Genomic DNA, 16,860 nt, shown 5'->3' on the forward strand with positions numbered 1-16,860 from the left:
GACGTCGCCAAACTCATGCCCGTCGCCTACGTCGTCGCCGGAGTCTTCATCTGCTTCACCCTCCTGGTACTCATCGCCGACGTAGTGAACCCGGTCAAGATCAGCTAGCCGAGCGGTTTCCCTTCGGAGCCACCAAAGCCCCGCCCTGATCAAGTAATTCGACGAAACCTTCCGTGAGACGGAAGAAGCATTGCGGCCCTGTGACGCCCTTGGGCGGGCCCGGCGCAACGCAAGGGCACCGTCGCGAAGCGCACATCCCAGTTCTCACCCGGCGTCCGAATGGATACGACGACATCCAGACTGCCGGCCTCCACCAGGGCGGCCTTCGTAGGGACTGGTCTCAGAGAGCTCCAGACCGAAGCCCAGCTCTGCGCTCCGGCCGAGGGCGGGCAGCACACAGCCCGCCATCACGGAGGGGAAGGCGCCCAGCTCGACGGAGCGCCGCCTGTTGCGTGTTCCCCCTTCGCGTCAACGGCGTGATGCCAACGCGCGGGGCGGCGAACGCCGGAGGGCATCGTCGGAGTCTGCTGCGGCAGCTCACGGGTCCCGGAACGCGGTGCCGCCAGGCCTACGCAGGCTTTGGACCCCAGGCGCCGGGCCGCTGGAGCACTGGTGTTGTGGCCGCTGTTGAGCCCTGGGCTTCGCGTTCGGCCTGGGCAGCCGGCTGGACCGTGACGACGAGGTCGGCGCGGGACCGGCCGCGGGCCACCACCTCGGCGTTGGTCTCATCGCTCCCGTGGGTCCAGGCGACGGCCAGGTCATGCGGCTTGCCGTGCGCTTCGTGGCGGGCCACGAGGCGTTGGCGTCTGAGGTCGTCGTCGGTGGCCAAGTACCAGGTCTCGTCGAGGAGTGCGGCGGCTCGGGGCCAGGAACCCTCGTCCGACAGCAGGTAGTTGCCCTCGGTGATGATCAGAGGGATCGTGCGTGGCACCGGCAGGGCAGAGCCGACGGACTCCTCGATGCCGCGGTCGAAGTCGGGTGCGTACACGACCGGTTCGGCACGGGAGCGGAGCCGGTGCATCAGGTGAACGTAGCCGTCGGTGTCGAAGGTGTCCCAGGCTCCCTTGCGGTCGTGGCGCCCCAGGGCACGGAGCACGGCGTTGGACAGATGGAAGCCGTCCATCGGGACCAGCGCGGCGGTCTCCGGCCCCAGTACCTCGACCAGGTGCCTGGCCAGGGTCGACTTGCCCGCGCCCGGTGTGCCGGTGATGCCGAGGATCCGCCGCCCACCCCGGCCGGCGAGGGTGCGGGCACGCTCGGCGAGCTCGGCGATGGACGCACGGACGGCAGCAGGCAGGGAACCGGGCTCGGCGGAAACCGTGGTCTCGCCGATGCGGACACACGGCGAGGGCGCCCCGTCGGCAGGGCTTTCGTGGGCAGCAGTCATCATCCGGCCTCCGCGGGAGCAGGGGTGCGCAGGCGCAGACCGTTCCTGCGCTGCGCCTCCGCCAGGGCGGACCAACCATAGATTCAGGAAAAATATCTCGCAAGATGTGTTAACAATGGCGCAGTCTCCTGCTAATAATTCCGCCATCGATATCGCGCCCACACCCCAGGGCCGCGTCCACGCCCCGCCTGCCCTTCCCCGCCGAGCCTCAGCCGAGGTCCCGGCGAACCCCGATGAGCGGCTGCTCCCGACGAGCGGCACCGCCGCGGGAGCCCCCTAATGCCGTTTCCCCGACCCACCCGCACGAGAGGTCCCGTCATGCCATCGACCAGATACGCCCTCATAGCCGGCGCCGCCGCCACCGCCCTGCTCGCCACCGCCTGTTCCGGAGCCGGAGCCCGCGGGTCCTCGGGCGGCGGCAAGAGCATCAATGTGCTGATGGTCGGCAACCCGCAGATGGAGGACATCGCGAAGCTCACGAAGGACACCTTCACCAAGGACACCGGCATCGAGGTGAACTTCACGATCCTTCCGGAGAACGAGCTGCGCGACAGGGTCACCCAGGACATCGCCACCCAGGCCGGCCAGTACGACGTGGCCACCATCGGCGCCTACGAGGTGCCCATCTGGGAGAAGAACGGCTGGCTGCACGAGCTCGGCTCCTACGCCGACAAGGACGCGAGCTTCGACAAGGACGACCTGCTCAAGCCGATGGTCGAATCGATGTCCGGCTCGGACGGCAAGCTCTACGCCCTGCCGTTCTACGGCGAGTCCTCCTTCCTCATGTACAACAAGGAGGTCATGGCGGAGAAGGGCATCACGGTGCCCGAGCGGCCGACCTGGCAGCAGGTCGCCGACATCGCCGCCGAGGCCGACGGCGCCCGCCCGGGCATGAAGGGCATCTGCCTGCGCGGTCTGGCGGGCTGGGGCGAGCTCGGGGCGCCGCTGACGAGTGTGGTCAACACCTTCGGCGGCACCTGGTTCACCAAGGACTGGAAGGCGCAGGTCAACAGTGAGAAGTTCAAGGAGGCGACGAACTTCTACGTCGACCTGGTGCGCAAGCACGGTGAGGCGGGAGCGGCGCAGGCCGGGTTCACCGAGTGCCTGAACGCCATGAGCCAGGGCAAGGTCGCGATGTGGTACGACGCGACCAGTGCGGCCGGGTCGCTGGAGGACGCCAAGTCCAGCAAGATCGCCGGCAAGGTCGGTTACGCCTACGCCCCGACCGTCGAGACGGACAGCAGTGGCTGGCTGTGGGCCTGGTCCTGGGCGATGCCCAAGACCACGAAGAACGCCGACGCGGCCTCGCAGTTCATGCTGTGGGCCTCCAGCAAGAAGTACGAGAAGCTCGTCGGCGAGAAGCTCGGCTGGTCGCGGGTCCCGGCCGGCAAGCGGGCCAGCACGTACGAGATCCCGGAGTACCAGACGGCCGCCGGGTCGTTCGGTGACATCACCCTGAAGTCCATCGAGGCGGCCGACCCGGCCGACCCGGGCGTCCAGCCCAGGCCGACAGTGGGCATCCAGTTCGTGGCCATCCCGGAGTTCCAGGACCTGGGCACCAAGGTCACCCAGGAGATCTCCGCCGCCATCGCCGGCAAGACCAGCGTGGACAAGGCGCTGAACGACGGCCAGAAGCTCGCCGAGGAAGTCGCCAAGAACTACCAGTGACCCGCACGAACCGCCCGGCCGGCCCTCCCCCCGGCCGGGCACCGCTTCCCCCTACCCGGGCCGTCACTGGCAGAGGAACGTCCATGACCACGCTCACCGCTCCCCCCAAGACAGCACCACCACCCGTCCGCCCTCGGACCCGCTCGGGCACAGCCAAGTGGCGGCGGCGCATTCCGCTGCTCCCGGCGCTGATCTTCACCATCGTCGTCACGCAGCTGCCCTTCGTGGCCACGCTCGTGATCTCCACCTTCCAGTGGAACATCCTCAAGCCGGGCGAGAGGCACTTCGTCGGCCTGTCCAACTTCACGTTCGTCTTCACCGACGAGCGGCTGCGCACGGCGGTGCTCAACACCATCGTGCTCACCGCGTCCGTGGTGCTCATCAGCGTGCTCCTCGGACTCGGCCTGGCCATGCTGCTCGACCGCCGGTTCGCCGGCCGCGGGCTGGCGCGCACCCTGCTCATCGCCCCGTTCCTCGTCATGCCGGTCGCCGCATCGCTGCTGTGGAAGCACGCCATCTACAACCCCGACTACGGACTGCTCAACGGCACCCTCAACGCCGTCTACCAGTTCTTCGGCGCCGACCACGGCCCCACGGTCGACTGGATCTCCTCGTACCCCATGCCCGCTGTCGTGGTCTCGCTGGTCTGGCAGTGGACCCCGTTCATGATGCTGATCCTCCTGGCCGGCCTGCAGGCCCAGCCCGGTGACGTCCTGGAGGCGGCGAAGGTCGACGGGGCATCGGCCATGGCGACCTTCCGCCACATCACCCTGCCGCACCTGCGCCAGTACATCGAGCTGGGCATCCTGCTCGGCACGATCTACGTCGTGCAGACCTTCGACGCGGTCTACACCATCACCCAGGGCGGCCCGGGCTCCCGGACGACCAACCTGCCCTACGAGATCTACCTGACCATGTTCCGCAAGTACGAGTACGGCGAGGCGGCCGCCGCCGGTGTCGTCGTCGTGCTCGGCGCGATCGTGATCGCGACGTTCGCGCTGCGCACCATCGCGTCGCTGTTCCGCGAGGAGGTATCCCGATGATCGCTGACGCAGCAGCCGGCGCCCCCGGGGCGAGGCTCAGGAAGCTCCTCCGCAGGCGCGACGACCACGGCGGTGCGCCCCGGCTGTCGCCCCTGTGGACCTTCGTCGCCTGGCTCGCCACGCTGGCCTTCTTCGCGCCGGTGGCGTGGATGGTGCTCACCTCCTTCCACCAGGAGGCGGACGCGGCCACCAACCCGCCGACCCCCTTCGCCCCGTTCACCTTCGACCAGTACGAAACGCTGTTCAGCCGGGACATCACCCCCTTCCTCCTCAGCTCGGCCATGGCCAGCATCCTTTCGACGCTCCTGGTGCTCGCCCTGGCGGTACCGGCGGCCTACGCGCTGTCCATCAAGCCGGTCGAGAAGTGGACCGACGTGATGTTCTTCTTCCTGTCCACCAAGTTCCTGCCGGTCATCGCGGCCCTGCTGCCGGTCTACCTGATCGTCAAGGACGCCGGGATGCTCGACAACGTGTGGACGCTGGTCGTCCTCTACACCGCCATGAACCTCCCGATCGCGGTGTGGATGATGCGCTCGTTCCTCGCCGAGGTCCCCAAGGAGATCCTGGAGGCGGCCGAGGTCGACGGCGCCAACCTGCTCACCGTGCTGTGGCGGGTCGTCGCGCCGGTCGCCATGCCCGGACTCGCCGCCACCTCGCTGATCTGCTTCATCTTCAGCTGGAACGAGTTCATGTTCGCCGTCAACCTCACCGCGACACAGGCCTCGACCGCGCCGGTCTTCCTCGTCGGCTTCATCACCAACGAGGGCCTGTTCCTGGCCCGGCTGTGCGCGGCCGCCACGCTGGTCTCGCTGCCCGTCCTCATCGCCGGTTTCGCCGCCCAGGACAAGCTCGTACGTGGCCTCTCCCTGGGAGCCGTGAAGTGAGAGCGGCCGTCATCACCCAGCCCGGAAGCATGGAGATCACCACCCTCGACGATCCCGCCCCCGGCCCGCGCGAGGTCGTCGTAGAGGTCGCGGCCAGCGGACTGTGCGGCACCGACCTGCACATCCTCCAAGGGGAGTTCGTACCCAAGCTGCCCATCGTCCCCGGCCACGAGTTCGCCGGGGAGGTCGTCGCGGTCGGCTCCGCCGTCACCGAACTCGCCGTCGGGGCGCGGGTCGCCGTCGACCCGTCGCTGTACTGCTTCGAGTGCCACTACTGCCGTACCGGCCGCAACAACCTCTGCGAACGGTGGGCCGCGATCGGGGTCACCCACCCGGGCGCCGGCGCCGAGTTCGTGGCCGCCCCGGTCGCCAACTGCGCGGTCCTGCCCGAGAGCGTACGGACCGAGGACGCGGCACTGATCGAACCGCTGTCCTGCGCCGTACGCGGCTACGACGTCCTGCGCAGCCGCCTCGCCTCCCGCGTGCTCGTCTACGGCGCCGGAACCATGGGGCTGATGATGCTCCAGTTCGCCAAGGCCACCGGCGCCGCGAGCGTCGGCGTCGTCGACGTGAACGCCGAACACCTGGCCACAGCACGGCAGTTGGGCTGCTCCGCCGGTGCCGCCTCCGCCGACGAGCTCGACCGGCCGCTCACGGCTGGAATCTGGTCGTCGACGCCGCAGGCAACGCCCAGGCCATCCAGGACGCCCTCGGCCGGGTCGGCAAGGGCGGCACCTACCTGCAGTTCGGCGTCGCCGACTACGCCACCCGCGCCACCATCGAGCCGTACAGGATCTACCACCAGGAGATAACGATCACCGGCTCGATGGCCGTGCTGCACAGCTTCGAACGCGCCGCCGACCTCTTCGCCACCGGCGTCATCGACCCGGACGTCTTCATCAGCGACCGCCTCCCCCTGGCGGCGTTCCCGGACGCGATCGCCCGTTTCCAGGCGGGCATCGGCCGCAAGATCCAGATCCAGCCCGGACTCAAGGACACACCCGGACTCAAGGACACATAGGACCCGCGGTCCATCCCTGCACGTCTCCCCCACCCGTCGAGCCGCGCGTCGACGCCCACCCCGCCGGCGCCGCCCGACCGCACCCGAAACGGAGCACCACCCCCATGTCCCAGCAGATCCGCCGTGTCCTCGTCCGGTCGATCGACGACATCACCGTCGAGCACATCCCCGCGCCGACCGCCGACGAGGGCGAACTCCTCGTCCGCACCGCCGTGGTGGGCGTCTGCGGCTCCGACACCCACGCCGCCCAGGGGCATCACCCGTTCATGCCCCTGCCCTACCACCCCGGACACGAGGCGGTCGGCATCGTCGCCGCCGTCGGTCCCGGCGCCGACGGGTTCGCCCCGGGCGACCGGGTGATCGTCGAGCCGAACCTCTTCTGCGGACAGTGCCCCCAGTGCCGTACCGGCCGCTACAACATCTGCGAGGAGCTGAAGGTCTTCGGCTGCCAGACCCCCGGCGCCATGACGGACCTGTTCACCATCCCCGCCGACCGCGTCCACCGCGTCCCCGAGGGCATGACCGACATCGAGGCCGCCCTCGTCGAACCGCTGGCCACTCCGGTGCACGCCGTGGCCAAGGCCGGTGACCTCACCGGACGTACCGTGGCCGTCCTCGGCGCCGGACCCATCGGTCTGCTCGTCCTCGCCGCAGCCCGGCACGCGGGCGCCGCCGCGATCGCCGTCACGGACCTGCTGCCGGGCAAGCGGGACCGCGCCCTGCGCCTCGGCGCCGACGCCGCCCTGCCCGCCGACGCCGCCGACCTCACCGAGCAGGCCAGGGAGGCGCTCGGCGGACCGGTCGACGTGGTCTTCGACTGCGTGGCCCGCGAGCAGTCCATGGCCCAGGCCACCGACCTGGTCGCCAAGGGCGGCCGGATCATCGTCGTCGGCGTCGGAACCGCCGGAACCACCCCCGTACGCCTCGACCTGATCCAGGACCGCGAGATCAGCGTCGAGGGCACGCTGATGTATACGGCCGACGACTACCGCACCGCCATCGCCCTGATCGCCTCCGGCGCCGTCGACACCGACGAGATCGTCACCGCCACCTTCCCCATGGAGGAGGCGGCCAAGGCCTTCACCGCCTCGCTCTCCCCGGAACATGTCAAGGTGTTGGTCACCGTGGAAGCACCCTAGTGGCCGGTGAGAGCGCCCGGCCGGGCCGGGCGGAAGCAGGTCGGCGTGGGCAGGCGACGGCTCCCGGCCCCTCCCGGACCGTATGCGAGACTTCGAGGTCGAAGCCTCCAGCCGTCGCCACGCACCGCGAGGCGGTCACAGCACGGCCCGCCCACAGCCGCGCCACGGACACGGAACACAAAGAGGGGGAGAGCTGTAGTGCCCGCCAGGACTCGGTCGTCGCAGGCCGCCGTGGAAGAGCGGCGTCAGTCCGTGCTGCGCCATGTCGTCGAACACGGCGAGACCCGGATCGACGAACTCGCCGACCACTTCGGCGTCAGCCTGATGACGATGCACCGCGACCTCGACGACCTCGTCCGGCGTTCCCTTCTCCGCAAGGAACGCGGCCGGGCCGTCCCCTTCCCCGCGGTCCTCATGGAAACGGCGACCCGCTTCCGTGAGAGCACCGCCCTCTCGGCGAAGGCCGCCGTGTGTCGCGCCGCGATCAGCCACATCAAGCCCGGCAGCACCGTGCTCATGGACGACTCCACCACCCTCTTCCCCCTGGCCCTCACCCTGGCGCGGCTCGACCAGCTCACCGTCGTCACCAACTCGGTGGGCCTGGCGCAGCACCTGGGGTCCGCCCGGAACGTGGACGTCACCCTGCTCGGCGGGCGCTACCACGGGGACTTCAACTCCTGCACCGGCCCCGAGGTCACCCGCACCCTCTCCCGCATACGCGCCGACCTGGCCCTGATGTCCGCCACCGCCGTCCTCTCGGGCCAGCTCTTCCACCCCCTGAGCGAGTATGTCGAGGTCAAGCTGGCCATGCTCGGCTCCGCCGAGCGGGCCCTCCTCCTCGTGGACCATTCGAAGTTCGGCAAGACCGCCACCCACGCCTACGGCACGGTGGCCGACTACCAGGCGGTCATCACCGACACCAGCACCCCCGACGCGGAGATCGCGGCCATCCGCGACCTCGGTGTCCCCGTCGAGGCGGTCGACCCCGGAGACACTTCCCCGTGATACACGCCCTGTTCGAAACCCCCAGCACCTACCGGCCCACCGCCACGGAGATGGCCGCCCCCGTCCCGCCGATCGAGGCCGTCCTCTTCGACTTCAGCAACACGATCTTCCAGATGATCGACCTGGAGATGTGGCTGCGCCGGGTCGGCGAGGCCGGCGACCGTGCCACCGTACTGAACGACGACGATGCCGTGGCCGAGATCACGCGGCAGCTGCGGGACGCCTTCCGGCTGCCCGCCGTCGTCGCCCTCCAGGAGGGCCGCGACCTCTCCCCCGAACGGCACCGCCGCGCCATGCGGGGCTGGTGGGAGCACGTGGACTTCCTGCGCGGCATCGAGGAAACCGCCTACCGGGAACTCACCGCCACCGACGCCTGGGTTCCCTACCCCGACACGGAACCCGCACTGCGTGCGCTGCGCGAGCGCGGCCTGCGCATCGGGATCGTGAGCGACTTCGCCTGGGACCTGCGGACCCACCTCGCCCATCACGGGCTGGCGGACCTGATCGACACCTGCGTCATCTCCTGCGAGGCGGGCCGCGAGAAGCCCGACCCCCACCTGTTCCTCAAGGCCTGCGCGGACCTTGGCGCCGATCCCCGCGCCACGCTCATGGTCGGCGACAACCCGGTACGGGACGGCGGCGCCACCGCCTGCGGCATGCGCGCCTACATCCTCCCGGCCGAACAGCGCACCGGCGACCGGGGCCTGGCCGAAGTCCTCCGGCTCGTGGCCTGACCCACGCCCGGCGGCGGGCGGAGACGGGGGTGGCAAACGCCACGCCACGACCGCGTCCGGGGCCCGGTACCGAAGGGGGCGGCGGCCGACCGCCGCTCCGGCACGGCACTCGCGACGTCGGGTCGGGTCGGGTCGGACTGACGGTGGTCTCGGTGCGCTCGACGGTGTGCCGGTGGGCGCTCCAGCGAGGCGAGGGCGAGCATGCTCCGGCCGGTGTGGTGACGTGCGATCGGTTCCGACGTGGACAGGCACCGGTCCGCCTTGGGACGTCCAGGCTGAGAGGGAAGCGGTCCCCGGATTCATTCCCACCGTCCCGGTTGAGGACCGTGCGGTCGGCCCGCACGGAGGCGTCAGGACGTCCCCGGCGCAGCCGGGCGGTCCCGTACCGCGCCGATGTCCCAGGCTCAGGCCGCGATCTCGACACGGTTGCGGATGCCAAGCTTGTCCTTGATGTTGGCGAGGTGCGTCGTCACCGTCCCCAGGGACACGAACAACTCGTCGGAGATCTCCTGGTTGGTACAGGTCCTTGTAGCCCAGGCACCGCAGCAGCCCGGCGCCCAGCACATGCACCTGGACCCGCAGCCGCTCCGACTCCTCCTGTCCAGGAGCCGGAGCAGTGGCGACCGCGTGGTCCGCCCTCTCGATCAGCTCCGGCAGCGCGAGAGTGTGCTCGTCGCCCGCCGTATCGGCCTGGGCGGCGGCCCGGGTCCTCGGCCAGCTCCTTCAGCAGCAGGCCGGCGGCCGTGTCCGGGTGCGGGCGGGCGATGCGGCGTCGCAGGTGGAAGGCGACCGCCCGCACCACCGCGTGCTCCGCCCCGCACGGCGGGTAGGGCTGCCCGGTCAGGTCCGCGACATCCAGCCGCAAGGCCGCGGCCAGCGCAGCCAACCGGCCGCGGCGGTCCACCCACTCCCCGCCTGCCTCCAGCCCTGCGACGTAATCGAACTCCAGACCGGTGCGGGCGGTCAGATCATCGCGGGTCAGTCCCCGGCGAAGGCGCAAGGCAGCCAGGCGGGCCCCGATGGGGCCGCCGACGTCCCTCTCGTCCAGCTCACGCATCAAACAGATTGCTCGCGCATACCCACTCACCCGGACGTCTGCTCTGCCAGGACAATGGCCCGCTCATCTCTCTCAGGGGATCTCCGTGGTGAGCGCGGATGCCCTTCGCGCGACACATTAGTCACACCGCTGAAGACCGTGCGAACCGGCAGGTGATGCGTCCGGTCAGGGCGAGGGACGGCCCGGGGCCGGCAGCACCGCGACGTTCTCGCCGGAGTGCCGCAGCCGTTCGAGTCTCGACGCCGATGATCTTCTGCTTGGTGCTGACCGCGGTGCCGGGTGAGAAGGAGCCGTGGGCGAACTGCGGCTCCTGTGCGGGGAAGTCGGCCACCCAGTCCCAGCCGTACTTCTCCACGTAGAGGACGAAGAGGTAGAGCGCCGCGTCGTCGTGCGGGTAGGTCGAGGCGATGGCCCCCTTCCAGCGCGGGTCCTCAAGGTCCAGCGGCGTCTGCGGCGCGTTCGCCCCGGCCGCCGCCACGTCGTACACGTGGCTGAAGGCGATGACCATCCCGGCCACCCAGGCACCGTCCGGGTCCCTGAACTGCTTGTGGAACCTGCGCGCGGAAGGTCTTCCGCCTGACAGAAGCCGCCTCGCCGAGCCACCGCAAGCGTCACGACCCTGGGTCCAACCACGGCACGCGGGGCGACGGCACCCCGCCGACAGGGACGGGAACCCCATGCCTCACATGACCGCCTTCGCCAGGAACCAGTGGTATAGCTAGCGCACCTTTCTGACCTGCACTTGTGTGGGGGCGATAAGGCTGTGACCTGCTAGGACGGGTTGCGGAGGCGATCGGAGGCAGTCAGAGGAATCCGCTCTGATTCGACCCCGGTTCGACCCGGGTCGCTCAGAGGCAGTCAGAGGCAGCGACCTCTGAAACTGGCCTCTGGGGGCTCTGAGTCGGCCGGTGTGGATCAGGGGTGGGGACTCTGGCGGTGCTCTGTTTCGACCTCGGTCGAGCTGCGATGGGCACGCCCGCCTCCACTCGGGGCCAGGCAAATGAGGGCCTCCAGGACGGCCATTCTGGAGACCTTTCTGGCGCCGATGGAGGTCGGTTCCGGACACCACCCATGGTTTTAGCGGGTCTGAGTGGCGTCCACGTTCTTGCGAGATGACCCCACCGTGCCAAACAGCACCCATCAAGCTCTCTCTCAACGAAACTCCACCGAATTCCGCGGCATTCTCAGCCCCGCCCCACTTCTGTCGGCCGCGACCGATCTCATTCTGCTCGGAGACCTCACCGGCCGCTACGCCACCGGCAGTTACAGCAGGATCGCCTCCGGCGGCCGGACCGTGGTCCTGCGCGCAGACCGGCAGGGGGCGGCTGAGCACGGTCACCGGATCACCGCGGCCATCGCCTGCCACGTGGCCCGCGCCGGCGGCACCGTCGACCAGCTGACGCAGCTCCTGCTGCACCCCGAGCACGAAGGCGGACGGCACACCCGCAACATCGCCCAGCGCTCCGGGCAGACACGCGCCCTGGACTACATCCGCCGGGTCTGGGCCAGCGCCTCCGAAACGGTCAGCACCACCAAGGCGCTGGACTCCCGGCACGACCCGCATGAGGTTCTCGCCGCGCTGCGCGACCGCATCGAGACCACGCCCTGGCGCGGTGAACGGGGACGGACCGCGCTGCGGGTACTGCGGGCGCATCTGACCCTCGCCGAGATCGCGGGCGGCCCCCTGCACCGCGCCAGTGAGCGGCAGACCGCCGAGGAAGCAGGCGTCTCCCGCACGACCCTTCGGGTCGTCTACGAGACGGTCCTCAAGCCACGAGGCTGGCTGCGCCGCCTGCGGGTCGGCCACGGCCGGGAGGGCTCCACCTGGTACCTCGCCGACGGCAGCGCCCACCGCCATGGCGTCCCTGCTCCGTTGTCTCGATTCCGGACCACTCAGTCCCCCCCCGACCCGGCACTTGAGGAGTGGCCCACCCCTGAGACAGGGACGGCGGCCGACATCGACTCCACCGTCATCGGCCGCCTCATGGGCCACGACGCCTTCACCCACCACGGCCTCGGCAGCTCCGCCCTCATGGTCATCGGCGCACTGCACGTCCGTCCGGCACAGACGGTCGGCGAGCTTGTCAGCTCGTCTTCGGTGTCCCGGGCCACCCTCTACAGGACCTTGCGACGCCTGGCCGACCACGGCCTCGTGCACCACAGCGGGGAGACCTGGAGCCTCGCGCCCCGCGCGCTGGAGGGCTTCGGTACCCGCCTGCCGGATGCGGTTCCCGGCCGGACCGCGCACCCGGCACAGGGCTGGGACGCGGTGGCCCGGCAGTACGGCACGGCGGGCGTCGCGGCCCGGCGCAAGGCGCTGCACGCGGTCGAGCGCGCGGCGTATCGGGAGGCGCTGGAGCGGCTGTCGGAGCACCGCAGCAAGGCCGTGGTGATCGTCCGCGACGGGCGCCAGGTCCTGGTCCCGGCACCTCGCCCCGACGAGATCCCCTCGGGCGTGGCGCGCCCCGGGCGGGCGCGTCCTCGACCCGGTCACGGGCCGCCCTGACGCCGACTGGCGGGTGGCCACCGACGGTCGGCTGATCCTCATCACCCTATCGGACCAGCGCAGTTACGACGAGCCGGCCGCCGCCCATGCCGAAGCCCTCAGCGAAAGTCGCATGAGGCGAGCAGGAATCGACGCTCACCGTGCGCCCAGCCGGGGCTGCCGTTGAGGTTGGCGCGTCGCACCAGCCCCGCGTCCAGCAGCGGCAGCCGGCTCCTGGCGTATCTCGTCGGGGTAGTCCTCGGTGGAGTTGGCGAATCACACCAGGCTGCTGCCCCGGCCCTCGAAGTCCTCGCCCTGGCAGGAGGGGTCGGGGGTGATGGTGACGGTCGAGCGGGCGGCGGCGTTGTCGGCGTTGTCGGAGTCCTCCGACTCGGCGCCGGCGGGGAGGGTGATGAGGGCGCCTGCGGCGGCGGCCAGTCGCACTCTTCGCGTTCTGCGCGGGCTCGCGTCATGACGTCTTCCTTGACTCCGGACGGCGATGTTCACGCGAATATCGATGTTGCGAGTTGTTTTGTCGTGGTGCGTGTTGTGAGTCAAGGAGCGTGCGGTGCTCGTCGCAGACCGCGACGGCAGGACGCCGGGGAATGGCTGGCGGGCGTCGGTCGGTCTGACTCGTTGGATGCGGCCGGGCGGCGCCGCGCGGCGACAATGCGGCGGCTGAGCGTAGGCCGGACGCCCTCGCCCCCGCCTCGGGGCTGTTCGTATTTGTGAATAAGAATCAAGTACAGGTTTATTGACGTGCTCTCAGCAAGCGCTTACTTTCCATGGAAAGCGCTTTCTCCCGTGCGGTATCCGGGCCATGGATGCCCCTCGAAACAACCGCTTCGTCGCACTCAGAGCCGAACACAGAAGGAGATCAGCGACATGTATCCGCTCTCCTGGCGCCGGAGCCGGACGCACCGCCGCTGGGAAGAACGCGCCGGAGCACACCGTCACGGTGGCCTCGCCGGCCGGCACCGACGACCTGGAAGCCTCCGGCGGCAGCGGAAGCACCGATCCACAACGAGAGGAGCACTCACTTCTGGGCCGGTCGGCGACCCGCCCAGCGGCAGGCCGGCGACCTCGACGGCCTGTTGGAACAACCACGGCATGGAGCGGCAGCACTCAGCGTTCGAAGACGAATGGGGAGACGAGGATGAGACGACCAGTCGGACTGCGACTCCACGCAGCGCTGGCCACGATGGCCCTCACGGCCGCGACCGGTTGGGTTCTGTCGATGCCCGGGGCGTCGGCAGCGACCGGCAGCGCCAGCGGCTACGCGACCCAGAACGGCGGGACCACCGGCGGCGCGGGCGGGCAGACGGTGCGGGCCACCACGGGAACCGAGATCAACGAGGCCCTGTGCAACCGGGCCAGCACCGATACCCCGGTCATCATCGAGGTGGAAGGGACCATCAACCACGGCAATACCAGCGACGTGTCGGGCGACAGCTGCGACGTCACCGACGACCTGATCGACCTCAAGAAGGTCAGCAACGTCACGATCGTCGGGGTCGGCAGCGGAGCCGTCTTCGACCAGCTCGGCATCCATATCCGTGAATCCCGCAACATCATCATCCAGAACGTGACCGTCCGGAACGTCAAGAAGTCGGGCTCGCCCACCTCCAACGGCGGCGACGCCGTCAGCATGGAGAGCAACGTCCGCAACGTCTGGGCCGACCACCTCACCCTGGAGGCGTCGGGTGGGGAGTCGGAGGGCTTCGACGGCCTGTTCGACATGAAGAACAACACCCAGTACGTGACGCTGTCCTACAGCATCCTGCGCAACTCCGAGCGCGGCGGTCTCATCGGATCCAGTGAAAGCGACCGGTCGAACAGCTTCATCACGTTCCACAACAACCTGTACTCGAACCTCAACTCCCGCGCGCCCCTGCTGCGCGGCGGCGTCGCCCACATGTTCAACAACCACTACGTGGGCCTCGTCGAGTCCGGCATCAACTCCCGGGCCGGGGCCCGCGCCAAGGTCGAGAACAACTACTTCGAGGACTCCAAGGACGTCCTGGGCACCTTCTACACCGACGAGCGCGGCTCCTGGGAGGTCAGCGGCAACATCTACGACAACGTGACCTGGTCGAGCGAGGGCAGCGAGAACTACCCGGCCGGCCCGAACCCGCAGTCCACCACCACGGTCAGCACTCCGTACTCCTACAGCCTCGATGAGGCCAGTTGCGTGCCGGGCATCGTGAGCGAGACGGCAGGCGCCAACAAGGGTCTGAAGGTGTCGGACGGGAACTGCACGCCGCAGAACCCGGACCCGACCGACCCGCCGGACCCGACGGACCCGCCGGACCCGACCGATCCCCCCAGCGGGACCAACCTCAGCATCGGGGCCGGCGCCGACGGCTCCAGCAAGGCCGGCGGGACCAGCTACGGCAACGTCATCGACGGCGACATGAGCACCTACTGGTCGCCGAGCGGCTCGACCGGCCGGATCTCGGTCAAGTGGGGCTCGGACACCACGGTGTCCACGACCAACGTCCGTGAGGCGGCAGGTTCCGAAGGCAACATCGGCTCCTGGCGGGTCGTCGACCACGACACCGGTGACGTCCTGGCCTCCGGCAGCGGGGCGGGAGTCATCACCTTCCCCGCGACGTCGCTGCGCAAGATCAACTTCGAGATCACCAGCTCGAGTGGCACGCCGAGGATCGCCGAGTTCGAGACCTACGCCGGATCGCCGCCGGACGACGGGACCACCGAGCCGCCGGACGACGGCGAGGCGGTGCGGTTCGAGGCCGAGTCCTCCTCGGCGACGTGCGACGGCACGATCGACTCCAACCACTCCGGCTACTCCGGCACCGGGTTCTGCAACACCGCGAACTCCACCGGCACGGCCGCGGGGTTCACCATCGAGGCGGCCAGTGCCGGCTCCGCGACCTTGGAGTTCGGATTCGCCAACGGCGGCTCCTCGGCCCGCGGCGCAGACCTGGTCGTCAACGGCTCGACGGTCCAGTCGGTCTCGTTCGAGAGCACCGGCGCGTGGAACAGCTGGTCCACCAAGTCCCTGACGGCGCAGCTGGGCTCGGGCACCAACACCGTCCGGCTGGTCGCCACCGGCTCGGCGGGCCTGCCGAACATCGACTACCTGGACTCCTCGACCGGCACGCCGGATGATGGCGGCGACAACCCGCCGCCGACCGGGGACGCGCTGCACGTGGCGCCGGGCGGCAGCGACGGCGCTTCCGGGAGCGAGTCGGACCCGACGACGCTCACCTCGGCGATCAGCCGGATCGAGCCCGGCGGGACGATCTACATGCAAGGAGGGACCTACAACTTCTCGCAGACGGTCCACATCGAGCCGGGCAACGACGGCACCTCGGGCAACCGCACCGAGTTGTTCGCCTACCCGGGCGAGACCCCGGTGCTGAACTTCTCGGCCCAGAGCGAGGACTCGTCCAACCGCGGGCTGGCGATCGGCGGCGACTGGTGGCATCTGCAGGGCCTCGTCGTCGAACGCGCCGGTGACAACGGGATCCTCCTGGGCGGGGACAACAACATCATCGAGGGGGTGGTGACGCGGTACAACCGCGACACCGGGCTGCAGCTGTCGCGCTACACCGGCGGGGCGCCTCGGGAGACGTGGCCGTCCGACAACCTCATCATCAGCTCGGAGTCGCACGACAACGCCGACTCCGACGGCGAGGACGCCGACGGATTCGCTCCGAAGCTCACCGTGGGTCCGGGGAACGTCTTCCGGTACTGCGTCGCCCACAACAACATCGATGACGGCTGGGACATGTTCACCAAGGACGACACGGGCCCCATCGGCGCGGTGACCATCGAGGACTCCCTCGCCTACGAGAACGGCACCCTCTCCAACGGCGGCCAGGCCGGGAACGGCGACCGCAACGGGTTCAAGCTCGGCGGCGAGGACATCGCGGTCGACCACACCGTGGTGCGGACCATCGCCTTCGACAACGGCAAGCACGGGTTCACCTACAACAGGAACCCCGGGTCGATGACGATCGAGAACAACCTGAGCATCGGCAACGAGGAGCGCAACTACAACTTCGACGCGGGTGACTCGACGTTCCGGAACAACACATCCTGCAACAGCGGGTCGAACGACCGAATCATCGGCGACGACGCCGGCGGAAACCAGTGGTGGTCCGGCTCCAACGGGTCCCGGTGCTCCCAGTACTCCGGATCCCTGGACTGGCAATTCGCCTCCGACGGTCGCCTGGTGGTCACCATAGGAGGCGATCCCGTAAACCTGTAACCGATCCAGCCGACGGTGCCGGCATCGATAGGACCCTGGCCGGCCCGTCCGAATAAACCGGACGGGCCGGCCATTCCACGTCTTCACCAGGCCGGGTTCGCTGACTCGCTATCGGTGCGGGGGCCGTGCCAGTCGTAACGCGGGCCCGGCTGCCGCCCGAAGCGACGCCCGAACATCCTCACAGTCGGAGCGGACCGCGA

General features: G+C 69.5%; 13 protein-coding genes and 1 pseudogene. 9 read left to right on the forward strand and 5 right to left on the reverse strand.

Features of this window, described 5'->3' with window-relative positions; translation table 11 throughout:
• Nucleotides 1–568 precede the first annotated feature (568 nt).
• Complete coding sequence (locus ACWD3C_RS18355) at nt 569–1,390, reverse strand: nucleoside/nucleotide kinase family protein (RefSeq protein ID WP_451145069.1); 822 nt, start codon at nt 1,388–1,390, stop codon at nt 569–571.
• 276 nt (nt 1,391–1,666) lie between these two features.
• Between ACWD3C_RS18355 and ACWD3C_RS18360 the strand changes: the two genes are divergently transcribed.
• The 7 genes and pseudogenes from ACWD3C_RS18360 to ACWD3C_RS18390 all read left to right on the forward strand — a co-directional run bounded on the left by ACWD3C_RS18360 (nt 1,667) and on the right by ACWD3C_RS18390 (nt 8,881).
• Nucleotides 1,667–3,055 carry an ABC transporter substrate-binding protein gene (locus ACWD3C_RS18360; RefSeq protein ID WP_451145071.1) on the forward strand — a complete coding sequence of 463 codons (1,389 nt, stop codon included), beginning with the start codon at nt 1,667–1,669 and terminating at the stop codon, nt 3,053–3,055.
• Nucleotides 3,056–3,138: 83 nt separating this feature from the next.
• Entirely contained in the window at nt 3,139–4,098 is a 960-nt protein-coding gene (locus tag ACWD3C_RS18365) for a carbohydrate ABC transporter permease (RefSeq protein WP_451145073.1), read from the forward strand.
• Nucleotides 4,095–4,982, forward strand: a complete 888-nt coding sequence (locus ACWD3C_RS18370; RefSeq protein ID WP_451145075.1) for a carbohydrate ABC transporter permease — start codon at nt 4,095–4,097, stop codon at nt 4,980–4,982. Before ACWD3C_RS18365 ends, ACWD3C_RS18370 begins: the two co-directional genes overlap by 4 nt.
• Nucleotides 4,979–6,003 (forward strand): annotated as a pseudogene (locus ACWD3C_RS18375) (zinc-dependent alcohol dehydrogenase family protein). Before ACWD3C_RS18370 ends, ACWD3C_RS18375 begins: the two are co-directional and overlap by 4 nt.
• A gap of 104 nt (nt 6,004–6,107) precedes the next feature.
• Nucleotides 6,108–7,142 (forward strand): zinc-dependent alcohol dehydrogenase, encoded by a 1,035-nt coding sequence (locus ACWD3C_RS18380; RefSeq protein WP_451145077.1) that lies wholly within the window; start codon nt 6,108–6,110, stop codon nt 7,140–7,142.
• 198 nt (nt 7,143–7,340) lie between these two features.
• Nucleotides 7,341–8,147 (forward strand): DeoR/GlpR family DNA-binding transcription regulator, encoded by an 807-nt coding sequence (locus ACWD3C_RS18385; protein ID WP_451145079.1) that lies wholly within the window; start codon nt 7,341–7,343, stop codon nt 8,145–8,147.
• On the forward strand, nt 8,144–8,881 hold the full coding sequence (locus tag ACWD3C_RS18390; protein WP_451145081.1) for an HAD family hydrolase: 738 nt from the start codon (nt 8,144–8,146) through the stop codon (nt 8,879–8,881). The genes ACWD3C_RS18385 and ACWD3C_RS18390 overlap by 4 nt, the downstream gene beginning before the upstream one ends.
• Before the next feature lie 404 nt (nt 8,882–9,285).
• On the opposite strand, the gene ACWD3C_RS18395 is transcribed toward ACWD3C_RS18390, so the two are convergent.
• The 3 genes from ACWD3C_RS18395 to ACWD3C_RS18405 form a co-directional block, all read right to left on the reverse strand.
• Nucleotides 9,286–9,369, reverse strand: coding sequence for a LuxR C-terminal-related transcriptional regulator (locus ACWD3C_RS18395; protein ID WP_451145262.1), 84 nt, complete (start codon nt 9,367–9,369; stop codon nt 9,286–9,288).
• Nucleotides 9,351–9,938 carry a helix-turn-helix domain-containing protein gene (locus tag ACWD3C_RS18400; RefSeq protein WP_451145083.1) on the reverse strand — a complete coding sequence of 196 codons (588 nt, stop codon included), beginning with the start codon at nt 9,936–9,938 and terminating at the stop codon, nt 9,351–9,353. The genes ACWD3C_RS18395 and ACWD3C_RS18400 overlap by 19 nt, the downstream gene beginning before the upstream one ends.
• 121 nt (nt 9,939–10,059) lie before the next feature.
• Entirely contained in the window at nt 10,060–10,617 is a 558-nt protein-coding gene (locus ACWD3C_RS18405) for an ABC transporter substrate-binding protein (protein ID WP_451145085.1), read from the reverse strand.
• Nucleotides 10,618–11,061: 444 nt separating this feature from the next.
• On the opposite strand from ACWD3C_RS18405, the gene ACWD3C_RS18410 reads away from it, so the two are divergent.
• Nucleotides 11,062–12,444 carry a helix-turn-helix domain-containing protein gene (locus ACWD3C_RS18410; RefSeq protein WP_451145087.1) on the forward strand — a complete coding sequence of 461 codons (1,383 nt, stop codon included), beginning with the start codon at nt 11,062–11,064 and terminating at the stop codon, nt 12,442–12,444.
• 255 nt (nt 12,445–12,699) lie between these two features.
• Here the strand turns inward: ACWD3C_RS18410 and ACWD3C_RS18415 are convergent, their stop codons facing one another.
• A complete protein-coding gene (locus ACWD3C_RS18415) occupies nt 12,700–12,867 on the reverse strand; it encodes a hypothetical protein (protein ID WP_451145089.1) in 168 nt (55 codons plus the stop codon).
• Between the two features lie 712 nt (nt 12,868–13,579).
• On the opposite strand from ACWD3C_RS18415, the gene ACWD3C_RS18420 reads away from it, so the two are divergent.
• Entirely contained in the window at nt 13,580–16,660 is a 3,081-nt protein-coding gene (locus ACWD3C_RS18420) for a pectate lyase family protein (RefSeq protein WP_451145091.1), read from the forward strand.
• Nucleotides 16,661–16,860: the final 200 nt, after the last annotated feature.

This window comes from Streptomyces sp. NPDC002845, from assembly GCF_053591955.1.

What these genes read in the sequence shown, in the direction of transcription:
- ACWD3C_RS18405 (WP_451145085.1), bottom strand. Translation starts at nt 10,617, where the DNA reads ATGGGGTTCCCGTCCCTGTCGGCGGGGTGCCGTCGCCCCGCGTGCCGT.
- ACWD3C_RS18420 (WP_451145091.1), top strand. Translation starts at nt 13,580, where the DNA reads ATGAGACGACCAGTCGGACTGCGACTCCACGCAGCGCTGGCCACGATG.
- ACWD3C_RS18380 (WP_451145077.1), top strand. Translation starts at nt 6,108, where the DNA reads ATGTCCCAGCAGATCCGCCGTGTCCTCGTCCGGTCGATCGACGACATC.
- ACWD3C_RS18365 (WP_451145073.1), top strand. Translation starts at nt 3,139, where the DNA reads ATGACCACGCTCACCGCTCCCCCCAAGACAGCACCACCACCCGTCCGC.
- ACWD3C_RS18360 (WP_451145071.1), top strand. Translation starts at nt 1,667, where the DNA reads ATGCCGTTTCCCCGACCCACCCGCACGAGAGGTCCCGTCATGCCATCG.
- ACWD3C_RS18400 (WP_451145083.1), bottom strand. Translation starts at nt 9,938, where the DNA reads ATGCGTGAGCTGGACGAGAGGGACGTCGGCGGCCCCATCGGGGCCCGC.
- ACWD3C_RS18370 (WP_451145075.1), top strand. Translation starts at nt 4,095, where the DNA reads ATGATCGCTGACGCAGCAGCCGGCGCCCCCGGGGCGAGGCTCAGGAAG.
- ACWD3C_RS18355 (WP_451145069.1), bottom strand. Translation starts at nt 1,390, where the DNA reads ATGATGACTGCTGCCCACGAAAGCCCTGCCGACGGGGCGCCCTCGCCG.